The 14,037-nt window shown below is 65.6% G+C and carries 12 protein-coding genes; 5 read left to right on the forward strand and 7 right to left on the reverse strand.

Going from position 1 to position 14,037, the window contains the following annotated elements:
• Positions 1-109: 109 nt before the first annotated feature.
• Both malQ and ACIP9X_RS01800 read right to left on the reverse strand, forming a co-directional pair.
• Entirely contained in the window at positions 110-2,320 is a 2,211-nt protein-coding gene (malQ, locus tag ACIP9X_RS01795) for a 4-alpha-glucanotransferase (RefSeq protein WP_400478001.1), read from the reverse strand.
• A gap of 123 nt (positions 2,321-2,443) precedes the next feature.
• Positions 2,444-2,782 carry a hypothetical protein gene (locus ACIP9X_RS01800; protein WP_400478002.1) on the reverse strand — a complete coding sequence of 113 codons (339 nt, stop codon included), beginning with the start codon at positions 2,780-2,782 and terminating at the stop codon, positions 2,444-2,446.
• Positions 2,783-3,060: 278 nt separating this feature from the next.
• On the opposite strand from ACIP9X_RS01800, the gene ACIP9X_RS01805 reads away from it, so the two are divergent.
• Positions 3,061-5,766, forward strand: coding sequence for a GH32 C-terminal domain-containing protein (locus ACIP9X_RS01805; protein WP_400478003.1), 2,706 nt, complete (start codon positions 3,061-3,063; stop codon positions 5,764-5,766).
• Positions 5,767-5,847: 81 nt separating this feature from the next.
• On the opposite strand, the gene ACIP9X_RS01810 is transcribed toward ACIP9X_RS01805, so the two are convergent.
• Positions 5,848-6,141 carry a putative quinol monooxygenase gene (locus ACIP9X_RS01810; RefSeq protein ID WP_400478004.1) on the reverse strand — a complete coding sequence of 98 codons (294 nt, stop codon included), beginning with the start codon at positions 6,139-6,141 and terminating at the stop codon, positions 5,848-5,850.
• 45 nt (positions 6,142-6,186) lie between these two features.
• Positions 6,187-7,182, reverse strand: coding sequence for a LacI family DNA-binding transcriptional regulator (locus ACIP9X_RS01815; protein WP_400478521.1), 996 nt, complete (start codon positions 7,180-7,182; stop codon positions 6,187-6,189).
• Between the two features lie 164 nt (positions 7,183-7,346).
• Between ACIP9X_RS01815 and ACIP9X_RS01820 the strand changes: the two genes are divergently transcribed.
• The 4 genes from ACIP9X_RS01820 (at position 7,347) to ACIP9X_RS01835 (ending at position 11,417) form a co-directional block, all read left to right on the forward strand.
• The gene (locus ACIP9X_RS01820) at positions 7,347-8,468 is read left to right on the forward strand and encodes a substrate-binding domain-containing protein (protein ID WP_400478005.1); all 1,122 of its coding nucleotides are present in this window, start codon (positions 7,347-7,349) and stop codon (positions 8,466-8,468) included.
• Positions 8,469-8,490: 22 nt separating this feature from the next.
• Positions 8,491-9,534 (forward strand): ABC transporter permease, encoded by a 1,044-nt coding sequence (locus ACIP9X_RS01825; protein ID WP_400478006.1) that lies wholly within the window; start codon positions 8,491-8,493, stop codon positions 9,532-9,534.
• The gene (locus ACIP9X_RS01830) at positions 9,531-10,325 is read left to right on the forward strand and encodes an ATP-binding cassette domain-containing protein (RefSeq protein ID WP_400478007.1); all 795 of its coding nucleotides are present in this window, start codon (positions 9,531-9,533) and stop codon (positions 10,323-10,325) included. Before ACIP9X_RS01825 ends, ACIP9X_RS01830 begins: the two co-directional genes overlap by 4 nt.
• A 135-nt stretch (positions 10,326-10,460) precedes the next feature.
• Entirely contained in the window at positions 10,461-11,417 is a 957-nt protein-coding gene (locus ACIP9X_RS01835) for a carbohydrate kinase (RefSeq protein ID WP_400478008.1), read from the forward strand.
• 73 nt (positions 11,418-11,490) lie between these two features.
• Here ACIP9X_RS01835 and ACIP9X_RS01840 read toward each other — a convergent pair whose 3' ends face one another.
• From ACIP9X_RS01840 to ureG, 3 genes are read right to left on the reverse strand one after another with little or no spacing between them, the layout of a single operon-like run.
• The gene (locus ACIP9X_RS01840; RefSeq protein ID WP_400478009.1) at positions 11,491-12,537 is read right to left on the reverse strand and encodes a HoxN/HupN/NixA family nickel/cobalt transporter; all 1,047 of its coding nucleotides are present in this window, start codon (positions 12,535-12,537) and stop codon (positions 11,491-11,493) included.
• Entirely contained in the window at positions 12,537-13,418 is an 882-nt protein-coding gene (locus ACIP9X_RS01845) for an urease accessory protein UreD (RefSeq protein WP_400478010.1), read from the reverse strand. Before ACIP9X_RS01845 ends, ACIP9X_RS01840 begins: the two co-directional genes overlap by 1 nt.
• Positions 13,415-14,032 carry an urease accessory protein UreG gene (gene ureG / locus ACIP9X_RS01850; protein ID WP_400478011.1) on the reverse strand — a complete coding sequence of 206 codons (618 nt, stop codon included), beginning with the start codon at positions 14,030-14,032 and terminating at the stop codon, positions 13,415-13,417. Before ureG ends, ACIP9X_RS01845 begins: the two co-directional genes overlap by 4 nt.
• Positions 14,033-14,037: the final 5 nt, after the last annotated feature.

The raw sequence follows: 14,037 nt of genomic DNA on the forward strand, positions 1-14,037 counted from the left end.
TGACTGACGCCAGAGGGTAAGGAAAAGCACAGTGCGCACCCGGGGTTACCCCGGGTGCGCACTGCGTTAACCGGCCTGACAATCCAGCCGGGCCTATTGTCTCCGGCTTCTATTGGCCCCGGATCGACTCCTCCACTGCAGCAAGGAGTGAGTTGAACCTCTCGTTGCTGCCGAGGCTGTCGAGCAGCACCGGGTCGCCGTCCGAATCCGCCAGGGGCACCTGCCAGTTGGGGTACTGCGCGGAGGTTGTTCCCGGCTGGTTCTGCACCCTGCGCTCCCCTATGGCGTCAACCAGGGCCACGCCCAGCAGGACGGACGGTGACTGCGCCAGCAAGCGGTGCAGCGCCTCGATCCGTTCCTCTTCGCTGCCGGTATCGCCGGCCGGAAGCAGTCCCCGCTGCTGCAGCAGATGCATCATCTTGTCGAGCTTGGCGTTGTGTTCGAGGCGCTCTTCCTCGGCCGGCCGCTGCAGCAGGCCCAGCCCGCTGCGCAGCGTCACGTGGTCGCCCGCCAGATAGCCCGCCGTCGGAGGAAGGTCGTGGGTGTTCACGCTCGAGAGCGCCTGCACACGGTACTTTTCAGGCGGCAGGGGGACGTCGCCGTCGTTCTCAAACCACAGGATGGAGGTGCCGAGGACGCCGCGGGCGGCTAGGTAATCACGCACCCACGGTTCGAAAGTGCCCAGATCCTCGCCGATCACCACGGCACCGGCGCGCTGGGCCTCCAGCGCCAGGATCCCGATCATGGCGTCATGGTCGAAACGGACATATGCCCCGTTCCCGGGCGTATTGCCGGCCGGTATCCACCAGAGCCGGAAAAAGCCCAGTATGTGGTCCACCCGGATCCCGCCCGAATGCCGCAGGATCGTAGCCAGCATTTCCCTGAAAGGACGGTACCCGGCCTCCGCCAGACGGGTCGGGTGCCACGGCGGCTGGTGCCAGTCCTGTCCCAACTGGTTGTACATGTCCGGCGGCGCGCCGACGCTGACACCCGGCGCGAGAACACCCTGCAGTGTCCACGCATCGGAGCTTTGCAGATCCACGCCGACGGCAAGGTCGTGCACCACTCCAAGGCGCATCCCGGCGCGCGTGGCAGCAGCCTGCGCGGATTCCAACTGTTCGTCGCACAGCCACTGCAGCCAGCGGTGGAAGCTGATCCGGTGTTCAAGCTCCACGCGCAGCTTCTCCACCAGCGGGGATCCCGGCGCGGCGGCAGGGTCCGTCCAGAAGGGATCATCGGCGTCGATATCCTCACGGATAGCGCACCACAGAGCGAAGTCATCCAGTCCCCGGCCAGCGGTCCGGCAAAAGTCCTCATAGGCGCGCTGCCGGGACGGCGAGCGCTGTACCCCGTACAGCAGCTCCAGCGCCGCTAGTTTCGCGGCGTAGGAGGAGTCCCGGTCGATCCGAGAGCCGTCCTCGTTCAGCTTCCGCGCCTGTTTCATGAGGTCATGAATGGCGATCTGTTTCTTCGGCTTCAGGTACGCCAGCTCGGGGACCGCCTCGATCCGCAGATACAAGGGGTTGAAGAAACGCCGGGTGGAGGGTGAATACGGCGAAGGCTCCACGGGCGGCACTGGGTCGGCGGCGTGCAGGGGGTTCACGAGCACGTAGTCGGCACCGCGGGAACCTGCAAGAGCCGTGAGGTCGGCCAAGTCTGCAAAGTCGCCGACGCCCCAGGAGCGCTCGGACCGGACGGAATACAGCTGGGTGGCCAGACCCCATCCCCGGCGCTCTTCGAGCTGTGCCGCTGTGGTGAGCCGGGAGGGCACCACCACGAGTGTGGCCTCGGAAACCTGGCCCTCCGATTCCGCCCGCAGGGTGTGCCACCCCAGCCCGGTGCTCCCCGGAAGCTGGAACGTGGAGCGGGCCACAGTGATGCCATCCACGTCACGAGGCTCCGTCAGGTGCTCCTGCTGCACGGCGTCAAGCTTCCGCCCGTCCTCCGTCACGACGGTCACGCGAACGGCGGAACCGGCCCGGACGTGAACCGGCACCTCCGCCGGTTCCCCTTCCTGCATCACGACGGCGGGAGGCAGCACCCGCCGCCAGGGCGCCAGTTCCGCGTCAGCGAGGGCTTTCTCAATCAGATCGTTGGTGTCCGCCTGCACCCCCAGCGCCGCCAGGACCCGGATCAGGGTGCCGGGGGCAACCTCATGCGGCAGCCCGTCCCAGCCCTGGTAGGTGGTTCCCACGCCGTGTGCGTCTGCGAGCCAATGCAGCAGCTCGCGGTTCACGGGAGCGCCGGAAGTTACTGGAGCTTCGGAAAGCGGTGCCGCCGCTCCGGAAGCTGGCTCATACTGCTGGCTGGAAGCCTTCATGGATGTCCGCCCTCATCTGCTGTAATCGGCCAATACATTCAGCGCTCCGGCCGCTTTCCAGCTCCCGGGCAACTGTTGGTTCCGATTATTGCAGGGCAGTGCCCCGTGGACGCCAGCCGGACATCAGGCCTGCGTGCATGCCTCCTGCAGCTGCTTCACGGATTCGGTGGGCACAGCGTCGCCGGCTTCGGCGATCTCCTTCAACGGGATTGTGATCTCGGTGGGAACACCTGCGGTTTCCGCGCCGGCCACAAGCCCGGTGAGCACGGCCTTGTCCGAAGCGCTGACGAAGCCGTCCTCCAGCAACGCGCAGATTTGGCCCTTCACCTGCTCCGCCGCCGCATTGGCTACACCCGAAGCGGCGGAACTCGCAGCGTTCTGCACCGCTTCCTCGGCCTGGCTGCAGCCAGCCACCAAAAGCAGCGCGGGAACCAGGACCAAGGCAGCACGACGAGATTTCATACGTCCTACACTACCAACGGAGCCTTGGAGCCCGGGCACACAGCGAATGGCCGCGCTGCTTCTGCAGTCCCGGTTCCGACATCGGTGTCACCATTTTCTGACCCCCGGCGATCCGCCCTCCTCGTTGGTGCACAGTGGCACTTGGAGCTATGCGACGCCCATAAAAATGCTTGATTTCGCAGGATTTGAATGATCCAGAAAATCCGTTGACTTGTCCCGTGGACTTAACTTAGCGTTCGTTGCACTGACAACGTTGTCTTGGCCTCAAGGCACGCGCAATGAAGGGCGACCTCTGCGAAATGCACAGCAATAACGTACGGAAAATACAGGCATGTTCCGCGCTGACCCTGGCGGGTCTCAGCCTCACGGCCGCACTGGCAGGTGCGGGCCCGGCCCTGGCAGGAGGTGGTCCGGCGTCGGCCTTAATGCCCGCCGTGACAGCACCCGGTCTCGGGGACGAGCAATACCGGCCGGCAGTCCACTTCACGCCGAAGCAAAACTGGATGAACGATCCCAACGGGATGGTCTATTACAACGGCGTTTACCACTTGTACTACCAGCACAATCCATCGGGCAACACGTGGGGCAACATGTCGTGGGGCCATGCCACCTCCACTGACCTGATGCACTGGAAGGAGCAGCCGCTCGCGATTCCCACCGACGACCAGCAGGACATCTTCTCGGGCAGCGTTGTGGTGGACAAGGAGAACACGTCCGGCTTCGGCACCGCGGAAAACCCGCCGATGATTGCCATCTTTACCAGCGCGTACAAGGACGCCTCCCCCTACAAAGGGCTTCAGGCGCAGTCACTGGCCTACTCCCTGGACGAGGGCCAAACGTGGACCAAATACAGCGCCAATCCCGTCCTGAACCGCAATTCGGCGAACTTCCGCGACCCCAAGGTTTTCTGGTACGACTCCCCGAACGGAGGAGGGTACTGGGTGATGGCTGCCGTCGAGGCAACCGAACACAAGGTGCTGCTCTACAAGTCCGCCAACCTCAAGGACTGGTCACTGCTCAGCGAATTCGGCCCGGCGAACGCTACCGGCGGGCTGTGGGAGTGCCCGGACCTCTTCCCCCTGGCCGTCGACGGCGACCCGGGCAACGTCAAATGGGTCATGGTGGTCAACATCAACCCCGGCGGCGTGGCCGGAGGATCGGCCGGCCAGTACTTCGTGGGCGACTTCGACGGCACCACGTTCACGTCCGAAACCACCAAGGCAAGCGACGGGCTGCCCGCCGGGACCCCGCTCGCCGGGTTCAACGACGGCACGTACGGTGGCTGGACCGTCAGCAATGAGCCCGGCAACCGCGTGAACGGCCCGTTCGGAGACGCTCCGGCCGCAGGAACCCTGCCGGGGCAGAACGCGGTTGCCGGGTTTGCGAGCGCGGGCCTGATCAATTCCTTCAACGACGGCGACTGGCCGCTGGGATCCATGGATTCGCCCGCGTTCACGGTGACGAATGACTACCTGAACTTCCTCGTCGGCGGCGGACAGCACCCGCGGGTCTCGGACAAGCTGGACAACACGCCCCCTCCCGGCGACCTGCTGTTCAGCGGTTTCGAAGTTCCGGACGGCAGCACCATGGCCGAGGCCGGCTGGACCGGAACCGGCGACCTGGCACCGAATTACCAGCCGGCCACGTCAGGAGGTGACTTCTACATCGGCACCAAGCGCATCAACACGTTCGACACCGGTGCGGCTCCCGGTGACGACAGGCAGGGAACCATGACCTCGCCGTCGTTCACCCTGTCCCGGAACTTCATGAGCATGCTTGTGGGCGGCGGGCACCGGGATGCGGCCTCGGGCCAGCTGCTGGAGGTCCAGTTGCTCGTGAACGGCACCGTCGTCAGAACCGCTGCCGGCGACGACGCAGGTGCCCTCAACTGGAAGGGCTGGGATGTATCCGAGTTCGCCGGGCAACAGGCCCGGCTGCGGATCGTGGACCAGGCCACCGGAGGATGGGGACACCTGACCCTTGACCATGTCATGCTGACCGACCAGGCCGCCGTGCCGCGGTCGGACGAGACGACGGTCAACCTCGTGGTCGACGGGAAGGTGGTGCGCACCGCCACGGGCGCCAACAGCGAGGTCCTGGACTGGGCGTCTTGGAACGTCTCTGAGTTCAAGGGCCGGCAGGCCAGCATCCGCGTGGTGGACAACAACCGGTTCGGCTGGGGCCATATTCTTGCCGACGAATTCATTGCATCCTCACACCCCGCAACGCCGCGGCTCGAGACGTACGACTGGCTGGATTACGGCAGGGATTACTACGCGTCCGTCTCCTTCGGCAACATGCCTCAGGATCAGCGCGTCATGCTGGGCTGGATGAACAACTGGGATTACGCCAACGCCATCCCCACCTCGCCGTGGCGCAGCGCCATGTCCCTGCCCCGCCAGGTGGGCCTGACCCAGACGGCGGCCGGCCCGCGCCTGGTCCAGAAGGCCGTGCCGCAGGCGGACAAGCTTGCCACGAGGATCAGCTACGCGGAGAAGCGTGCGCGGAGCATTACGCCGGGCACGCACGTGCTGCCGTCTGCCGCCTGGGGCGATGTCCAGAGAATAGACGTGACTCTCGCTCCGGGCACCGCGGCGAAGAGCGGCATTACGGTCCTCGGAAACGGCAACTCCTCGACCGTCATCGGCTACGACAAAGCAGCAGGGAAGGTGTACGTGGACCGGAGGAATTCCGGAAACACCTCCTTCCACCCGCTGTTCGCCTCGGTGGACTCGGCTCCGGTGACCCCCGACGCCTCCGGCAACGTGACCCTGCGAATCTACGTCGATCGGTCCTCCGTGGAGGTCTTTGCCCAGAACGGCCTGCGCACCATCACGGACCAGGTCTTTCCCGAACAGGGAGCCAACCAGGTTGCCCTCTTCGCCGAAGGCGGCACGGCGCAGCTGAAATCCGTAACCATCAAGCCCATGGCCGAGTCGATGTTCGGCGCGGAAACAACGACAACCAAGAGGGGCCGCCGCTAAGGCCAGAGCTCCTTCCCGAAAAAAGGGCTGGTGCCCGCACCAATGTGCGGGCACCAGCCCTTATCTCTATCCGGGGAAGTCTCAGCTGACCGGCTGCAGCCAGGTCAGCACCGAGCCGTCCTCCTCGATATGCTCCGCCAGCTCGCCGTTGAAACGGGCGCCGTAGTCCGCGCTGATGTGCTCCTGGAAGGCGGCATCGTCCTCGTACACCTCGAAGACAAAGTACTCGCGCGGGTTGTGCTCCCGCGTATAGGGCAGGAACAGCTGGTTTCCCGGCTCACGCCGCACGTGCTCCGTCAGTTCGCGCATCATGGCCGCCACCCGGTCCTCGCTGCCGGGCTTCACGGTGAATTCTGCATACAACGTTTTGGTCATGGTTTTCCCTTCCTGAGGTTTGCAATGCGCCTGGAGATTCCAGGATCAGCGTGGTTCAAGTTCTCCTGATCCGCGTTCTATGAGCTCCGACGGAACAACGTAAGTCTGAGGGGCCTGGGTGTCGCCATCGATCCTGGCCAGGAGCCGCTCGGCGGCGAGCTTGCCGATCCGTTCGGGATGCTGGGCGATGACGGTGATGCCGGGGTCCATCATGTCGGCGAGGGTGAAGTCGTCGAATCCCACGAGTGCCACGTCCCTGCTGGCACCCAACTCCTTCAGGGCACGCATAACACCGAAGGTGACAAGGTTCTGGCTTGAGAAGATGGCCGAGGGCGGGTCCTCGGACCGGAGCAGTTCCAGGGCTGCCTGCCGCGCAGATTCTTCATCGTGGAGGCCCTCAAGGACAGGGACCGCCGAGGTTGGGATGCCGGCGCGCCCGAGCTCCTCCACAAAGCCGCGCTTCCGTTCGCGGGCGGTCTGGATGTCCCTCCGGTCACCCAAATAGGCAAGCTTTCTGTGGCCGTGCGCGATCAGATGCGCGGCGGCCTTGGCTGCCCCGACGGCGTTGTCCGTCACCACGGCGTCCGCCTCGATTCCCACCGGTTCGCGGTCGATAAAAACCATGGGGAGGTCGCGGGAATGCTCGGGGATGACGTAGGACTGGCTCTTGGCGATGGGCGTCAGGACGAGGCCGTCAACGCGCCTTCCCAGGAATGCTGCAACCAGGGCCTTCTCGCGTTCGGGGTCGTCGTCGAGGCTGGCGGCGAAAACGGCCATGCCGCGGGCCGTCAGTGTGTCTTCGAGGGCCCGGTGGATTTCCGAGCTGAAGGGGTTCGCCACGCTCGGCAGTAAGAGCCCGATGGAGAGCGTCTGCCGGCCGGCGCGGCGGAGGCTGCCCGCGGCCATGTCCAGCTGGTAGTTGAGCTGCTGGGACGCGCCGAGAACCCGCTTCCGGGTAGCTTCGGAGACGCCCGGCTCATCGTTCATCACCCGGGAAACTGTCTTGATGCCCACGCCGGCGAGTGCCGCCACATGGCGCATGGTGGGCCGGTTCTTGGCACCCTCGGCCGGATAACGATTAGACATCGTTGTCATTGCTTGATCCTTCATCATCGAATTTATCTTGACTCTATCCTGTGACGCTGATTACATGATGCCTGACATCGTTGTCAGGCACAGGAAGTGCCACGAAACCAGGAGATTCAATGTTGAGTTCCAAAGCCCCGCGCACGGTCACCAACCGACTGCTCACCATCGGTGCTGTCCTGACCCTCGGCACGCTGAGCCTCACTGCCTGCGGGGGAAGTTCCACGGCCACATCCTCCACCGGCGATGCATCCTCTTCCGAGAAGGTCGGCGTCTCCCTGATCGTGAAGACCACCTCGAACCCGTTCTTCGTGTCCATGCAGGACGGCGCGAAGAAGGCCGCCGAAACCGGCGGCGTGGACCTCAAGCTCGCAGCCGGAAAGGCCGACGGCGATGAGGAGACCCAGATCCAGGCAATCGAAAACGCCATCTCCAAGGGAGACAAGGGCATCCTGATTACGCCCAACGGGCCCTCCGTCGTGGACGCCCTCAAGAAGGCCAAGGACGCCGGGCTGTTCGTCATCGCCCTGGACACCCCGCCGGACCCGGCAGAGGCCGCAGACATCACCTTCGCCACGGACAACTTCGCGGCCGGCGAGCTGATCGGCAAGTGGACGGCAGCGCAGCTGAACGGCAAGAAGGCCACCATCGCGCTGCTGGACCTGTTCGATGACAAGGTGGTCTCGGTCGACTACAACCGCGACCAGGGCTTCCTCACCGGCCTCGGCATCGACACCGCCGATGCGAAGAAGAACGGTGACGAGGCCAAGACGGGCAAGTACACCGGAGGCAAGGGCGGCGAGTACGAGATCGTCGGCAGCCAGGCAACGCAGGGCGCCGAAGACGGCGGCCGCACGGCGATGGAGACCCTGCTCGCCAAGAACCCGAACGTCAACGTGGTCTACACCATCAACGAGCCCGCCGCTGCCGGCGCGTTTGAAGCACTGAAGTCGGCCGGGAAGGAAAAGGACGTGCTCGTCGTCTCCGTCGACGGCGGCTGCACCGGCGTGGACAACGTGAAGTCCGGTGTCATCGGCGCCACAGCCCAGCAGTACCCGGTCAAGATGGCAGAGCTGGGAGTGAAGGCGATCGTGGACCTCGCCAAGACCGGCGAGAAGCCGGCCAACTCCGAGGGCCTGGACTTCTTCAACACCGGGGTCGAGCTGGTCACGGACACCCCTGCCGACGGCGTCAAGAGCATCACCACCTCAGAAGCCTCCAAGATCTGCTGGGGCAAGTAACCGGACCATGACAGGAGCCACCGTGACCCAGCAACAAACCGCAGGCCCGCCCACAGGGCAGGCCGACCTGGCCGAGGAGTTCCTCGACCGCCAGACCCCGCTCAGCCGTATCCGCAACGTCCTCCACCGTTACCCTGCCCTCAGCCCCGCCATCGTCCTGCTCGTCGCAGTGGTGGTCTTCGGGCTCCTCAATGACCGGTTCCTCCGGGTGGAGAACCTGTCCCTGATCACCCAGCAGGTCTCGGTGGTGGGAACGCTCGCCATCGCCCAGACCCTCATCATCCTGACCGCCGGCATCGACCTCTCGGTGGGCGCCGTAATGATCCTGGCCTCCATGGTGGTCGCGCAGCTGGCCACCGGCAGCGGGGCACCCGCACCTCTGGCGCTCCTCCTCGGCCTCGCCGTCGGGCTCGCAGCCGGGGCAGTCAACGGCTTCCTGGTCACCAGGTTCCGGCTCCCCCCGTTCATCGTCACGCTCGGAACGCTGAACATCTTCATCGCCCTGACCCTGCTCTACTCGGGCGGCTCCACAGTCCGCGGCTCCAGCATGCCGGACCTGCTCACCTGGACCGGCAGCACCTTCCCGGTGGGCCCCGTCCGCATCTCCACCGGCGTGGTCATGATGCTCCTGCTCTACGTGGCGGTCGCCTTCATCCTGGGCAAAACCGCCTGGGGCCGGCACGTCTACGCGGTCGGCGATGACAAGGAAGCCGCACGCCTGGCCGGCATCCCGGTGAACCGGGTCCTGATGAGCGTCTACCTCGCCGCCGGGGCCGTACTCGCCATCGGCGCGTGGATCCAGATCGGCCGCACGAACGCAGCCAGCCCCAACGCCGGCGTGGACCTGAACCTGGACTCCATCACCGCCGTCGTGATCGGCGGAACCAGCCTCTTCGGCGGCCGCGGCTCCGTCTGGGGGTCCCTCCTGGGCGCGCTGATCGTCGGCGTGTTCCGCAACGGCCTGTCCCTGGCCGGCCTGGACGTGCTCTACCAGACCCTGGCCGTGGGCGTCCTCATCATCCTCGCTGTGTCCATCGACCAGTGGATCCGAAAGGTGAAGTCATGACCGCCACCGAACTCCAGCCGGCCGGCACCGAGGTCCGCCAGCCGATCCTGCAGGCCCGGAACCTCGTGAAGACCTTCGGCCGCGTCGTGGGTCTGGACGGTGTCAGCCTCGACCTCTACCCCGGCGAAGTCCTGGCGGTCATCGGCGACAACGGCGCAGGCAAATCCACGCTCATCAAGTGCCTCACCGGAGCCGAAATCCCCGACTCCGGGGAGCTGAAGGTCTCCGGCCGGACGGTCCACTTCAAGCGCCCCCAGGACGCCCGCGCCCACGGCATCGAAACCGTCTACCAGAACCTGGCGGTCTCCCCTGCCCTCGACGTCGCCTCCAACCTCTTCCTGGGCCGGGAAGAGCGCGTGCCCGGCCCGCTGGGAAAGATCTTCCGCGTCCTCGACACCAAGGGCATGCGGCGCAAGGCCAAGGAGGAGCTGACGCGGCTCGGGATTTCCACGCTGCAGGACGTCACGGTGCCGGTGGAGAACCTGTCCGGCGGCCAGCGCCAGGCCGTAGCTGTGGCCCGCGCCGCAGCGTTCGGCTCCAAGGTGGTGGTCCTCGACGAACCCACGGCCGCCCTCGGCGTCAGGGAATCGAACCAGGTCCTCCAGCTCGTCCGGGACCTGCGGGACAGGGGCCTGCCGGTGATCCTTATCAGCCACAACATGCCCCACGTGTTCGACGTCGCCGACCGGATCCACATCCAGCGGCTCGGCAAATGCGCCGCCACCATCACCCCGCAATCCCACACCATGACGGACGCCGTCGCGATTATGACCGGTGCCGCTACGGCCTGACCCCAGGCCGCCGATAACGCCGGGTTCTCCAGCACTCCCGGTTTTCCACACACCGGTTTTCCAACACACCGGTTTTCCAACACACCGTCCGCGGGCCTCCATCAGGCCCGCGGACGGCTCCATGAAAGGCCCCCCATGCTCAGGACACACCCCAGCACTCCCGCGGCAAGCCCGGACGTCATCGTGATCGGCGAAGCACTTGTCGACGTCGTGACCTCCCCCGCCGGCACCGCCGAGCACCCGGGCGGCTCTCCCGCAAACGTCGCCTACGGACTGGGCCGCCTCGGCGTCCGCACAGCACTCCTCACGTCAATCGGCGACGACGACCGCGGGGCAGCGATTTCCGCGCACCTGGCGGGCGCCGGCGTCGAACTTCTTCCCGGTTCCAAGTCACAGGGCCGCACGGCCTCCGCCACTGCCACCCTCGCCGCCGACGGGTCCGCACGCTACGACTTCGACATCAGCTGGGAGCTCCAGCCGGTCGCTCCCGCATTCCTTCCCAAGGTGCTCCACACCGGATCCATCGCCACCTTCCTGGCGCCCGGCGCTGCCGCGGTCAAGGCGCTCCTGGAGCAGTCACACCGCGAATGCATGATCACCTACGACCCCAACATCCGGCCCGCGCTCCTTGGCAGCCACGTCGAAGCGCGCTCGATTTTCGAGGACCTGGTCCCGCTGACCGACGTGGTCAAGCTCAGCGACGAAGATGCCCGCTGGCTCTACCCCGGGCTGGCCCTGGAGGACGCCGCGGCGCGGGTTCTCGAACTCGGCGCAGGACTCGCCGTCGTCACCCGCGGATCCGAAGGCTCCCTGCTGGCAACACCCGCCACCAGGCTGCACATTCCTTCCATTACCTCCGTGGTGGCCGACACCATCGGAGCCGGCGACTCCTACATGGCCGCCCTGATCTACGGGCTGCTCGCCCGCGGAGCAGATGGCCTCGCGCCCGCGGTACTGGAATCCCTCGGCCGGACTGCCTCAAAGGCCGCGGCCATAACGGTCCGCCGGCCCGGAGCCAACCCACCAACGGCCGACGAACTGCTCGCGGATCTGACGGAGGATGTACCGGCGCCTGCCGCCGTCGTCGCCTGACGGGTGTGGCCGGGTCCCTGCGCAGGCCGGTGACCGGTTTGAGCGGCCAGCCTGCTCGCGTTGAGGAGCCGGCTTAGGCCGATAACCGCCTGCGCACGGCATTCAGCGCCCAAACGGCCAGCAGCACTCCTACCAGCACCAGTCCACCGTCGCCCAGGTCAATGGCACCGAGCCAGCTGGTCAGCGGATCCCGCAGCCCAAAGGCGGCGGCGCAGAAGCCGCCCAGGGTGATGACGGAAATGAACAGCGCTGACACCGCAGAAAGTCCGGTGATGACTGCGTTGAAACCCAGCTTCCGGAGGGGATGACGTAGCGCCGATCGGTACATGTGCATCATGGCCATCCCGTTGACTGTGTCGCACAGTGTCATCGCCGATGCGAAGGACAGCGGAAGCGCCAGCAGGGCGAGCGGGGAAACCCCGGCGAGCGATGCCGCCGTCGTCATGACCAGCAGCCCGATGGTGGTGGCGGTGTCAAAACCGAGGCCGAACAGGAATCCGATGACATAGATGTGCCCCGGCCGCTGCACGCGCGACAGCGGCCGGGCCAGGAGCCGTGCCACGAAGCCCTTCGTCCCCAGGTCCACGGCACTCACGCCCTGATCGGCACCGGCGCTCCGGTAGGCCTTGGCCGCCTGGAGGAAGGCCGAACCGTTGAAGACACCCATCGCCAGCAGAAAGAGCCCCGAGACGCCGCTGCCGATCAGGCCCAGCGCCGTATTTCCGGCCGTGCCCTCGGTCATGAGGCTGCCCACCAGGGAAGCTCCCGCAACGAGCAGGACACCGGCCAGCACCACCACCGAGCTGTGGCCAAGGCTGAAAGCGAACCCCACGCTTACCGGGTCCTTGTGCTCGGCCACGAACTTTCGGGTGGAGTTGTCAATCGCGGCAATGTGGTCCCAGTCGTAGCTGTGCTTCACGCCTGCCAGATAGGCAGTCAGGACAAGGCCGAGGACCAGCGGCTGGCCACCTCCTGCGGGACCTGAGAACAGGAGCACGACGGCGGCCGCATGCAACGCTGCCACCGCACCCAAGGTGACCAGTAGGCGCGTCCGCAGCGGCAACTGCCCACGCCGGCGGTAGAGTGCCGAAATCGCAGCCATCTGGTTCAGGGCTGTCATCAGTACTTCCTCAGGTTCAGCGGTTCCTGACCGTACCAACAATGCCTCAGCAATGTCGTGCCTGCACGCAACAGACGGTTCAGCTCTTCGGTGCTGTTGGACAGGGCGCGGAGCACCAGCGCCCTTGTTCCTGCCTTGGCCGCGGTCAGGGAGACTCCTGTGTAGGCGTCGTATCCAGCCGTGACCTGGTGGAGTTCGTCAGCGAGCGTCTGGTCTGCTCGCTGGTCAACCACGATGAGCGATCCCAGGTGGCTGAAGCCCTCCATGAAGCCCAGTCCGGTGACGTCGTTGAGGGGTGGGCGGAGCAGCACGTTGTCGAGGGCCAGCAACTCAGTATTGCCGTGGCGTTCTTCCCCAGCATCCGCTTCCACCCGAATCTCGTTGCGGAGCCGGAGCTCCTCGTACCGGAACGACGCGCCGTCCGGTGACCATCCCGGCGTGACCACCTCGGCCATGATGAGGCTCGACGACGGGTGCACCGTGACGTGCGTGTTCTGCCGGTAGCTGGCCTCCCGGTAGGCGATGAGTTGGTCCGGAGCCAGCTCCAGCTGCGCGCCCTCCCCCAGCCGCAGCGTCATCCGCTGCTGCGCGAACGATCCCGGAGTCCGGTAAATCTTGGTGGCCGACTGTGTTGTCAGGAGAAGCTGAGCCCCGTCCTGCACGTCCACGTCGATGACGTACAGGTCAGCCCCGAGATACGCCCCGCCCGGGTTGACCATGACATAGCAAACCTGCCCCGAGTCGTCCAGGTAATTCGGCCGAAGGACCCGCAGCGCGCCCTGGTGAAACTGTTGCGTGGCAAAGGACCTGCCCGCACGGGTTTCGATGCGCAGGCCGAGTTCCCCCATCGGCGCCGGTGATGGGGCTGACGCCGTGCTCATTGCGCCAGATCGAGCATCAGGACGTCGCGGCGGATCCATTCGATGACCGCGTCGAGGCCCTCGTCGGTCTTGAGGTTGGTGAAGCAGAAAGGCTTGCTCCCGCGGAACTCGCGGGAGTCGCGCTCCATTACGGCGAGGTCGGCACCCACGTGGGGTGCGAGGTCGGTCTTGTTGATGATGAAGAGGTCGGACTTGATCATGCCCTGTCCGGCCTTGCGCGGGATCTTCTCGCCCTGGGCAACATCGATGATGTAGATCGAGAAATCAACGAGTTCGGGGCTAAAGGTGGCGGAAAGGTTGTCGCCGCCGGACTCCACGAAGATCACCTGCAGGTCCGGGTGCCGCTTCTTCAGCTCTTCGATGGCTGCGGTGTTCATGGAGGTGTCTTCGCGGATGGCCGTGTGGGGGCAGCCGCCGGTCTCAACGCCGATGATCCTGTCCTCGGGGAGAATGCCGTTGGCTGCGAGGATCTTGGCGTCCTCGATGGTGTAGATGTCATTGGTGATGGCGGCCATGGAGATGTCACCACTCATATGCCGGGTGAGCCGCTCAACGAGCTGGGTCTTGCCGGCACCGACAGGGCCGCCGATGCCGATCTTGATGGGTTCAGACATTCTCT

The sequence above is a fragment of the Arthrobacter sp. NPDC093125 genome (genome assembly GCF_044754225.1).
In the GTDB taxonomy this organism is placed as follows: domain Bacteria; phylum Actinomycetota; class Actinomycetes; order Actinomycetales; family Micrococcaceae; genus Arthrobacter.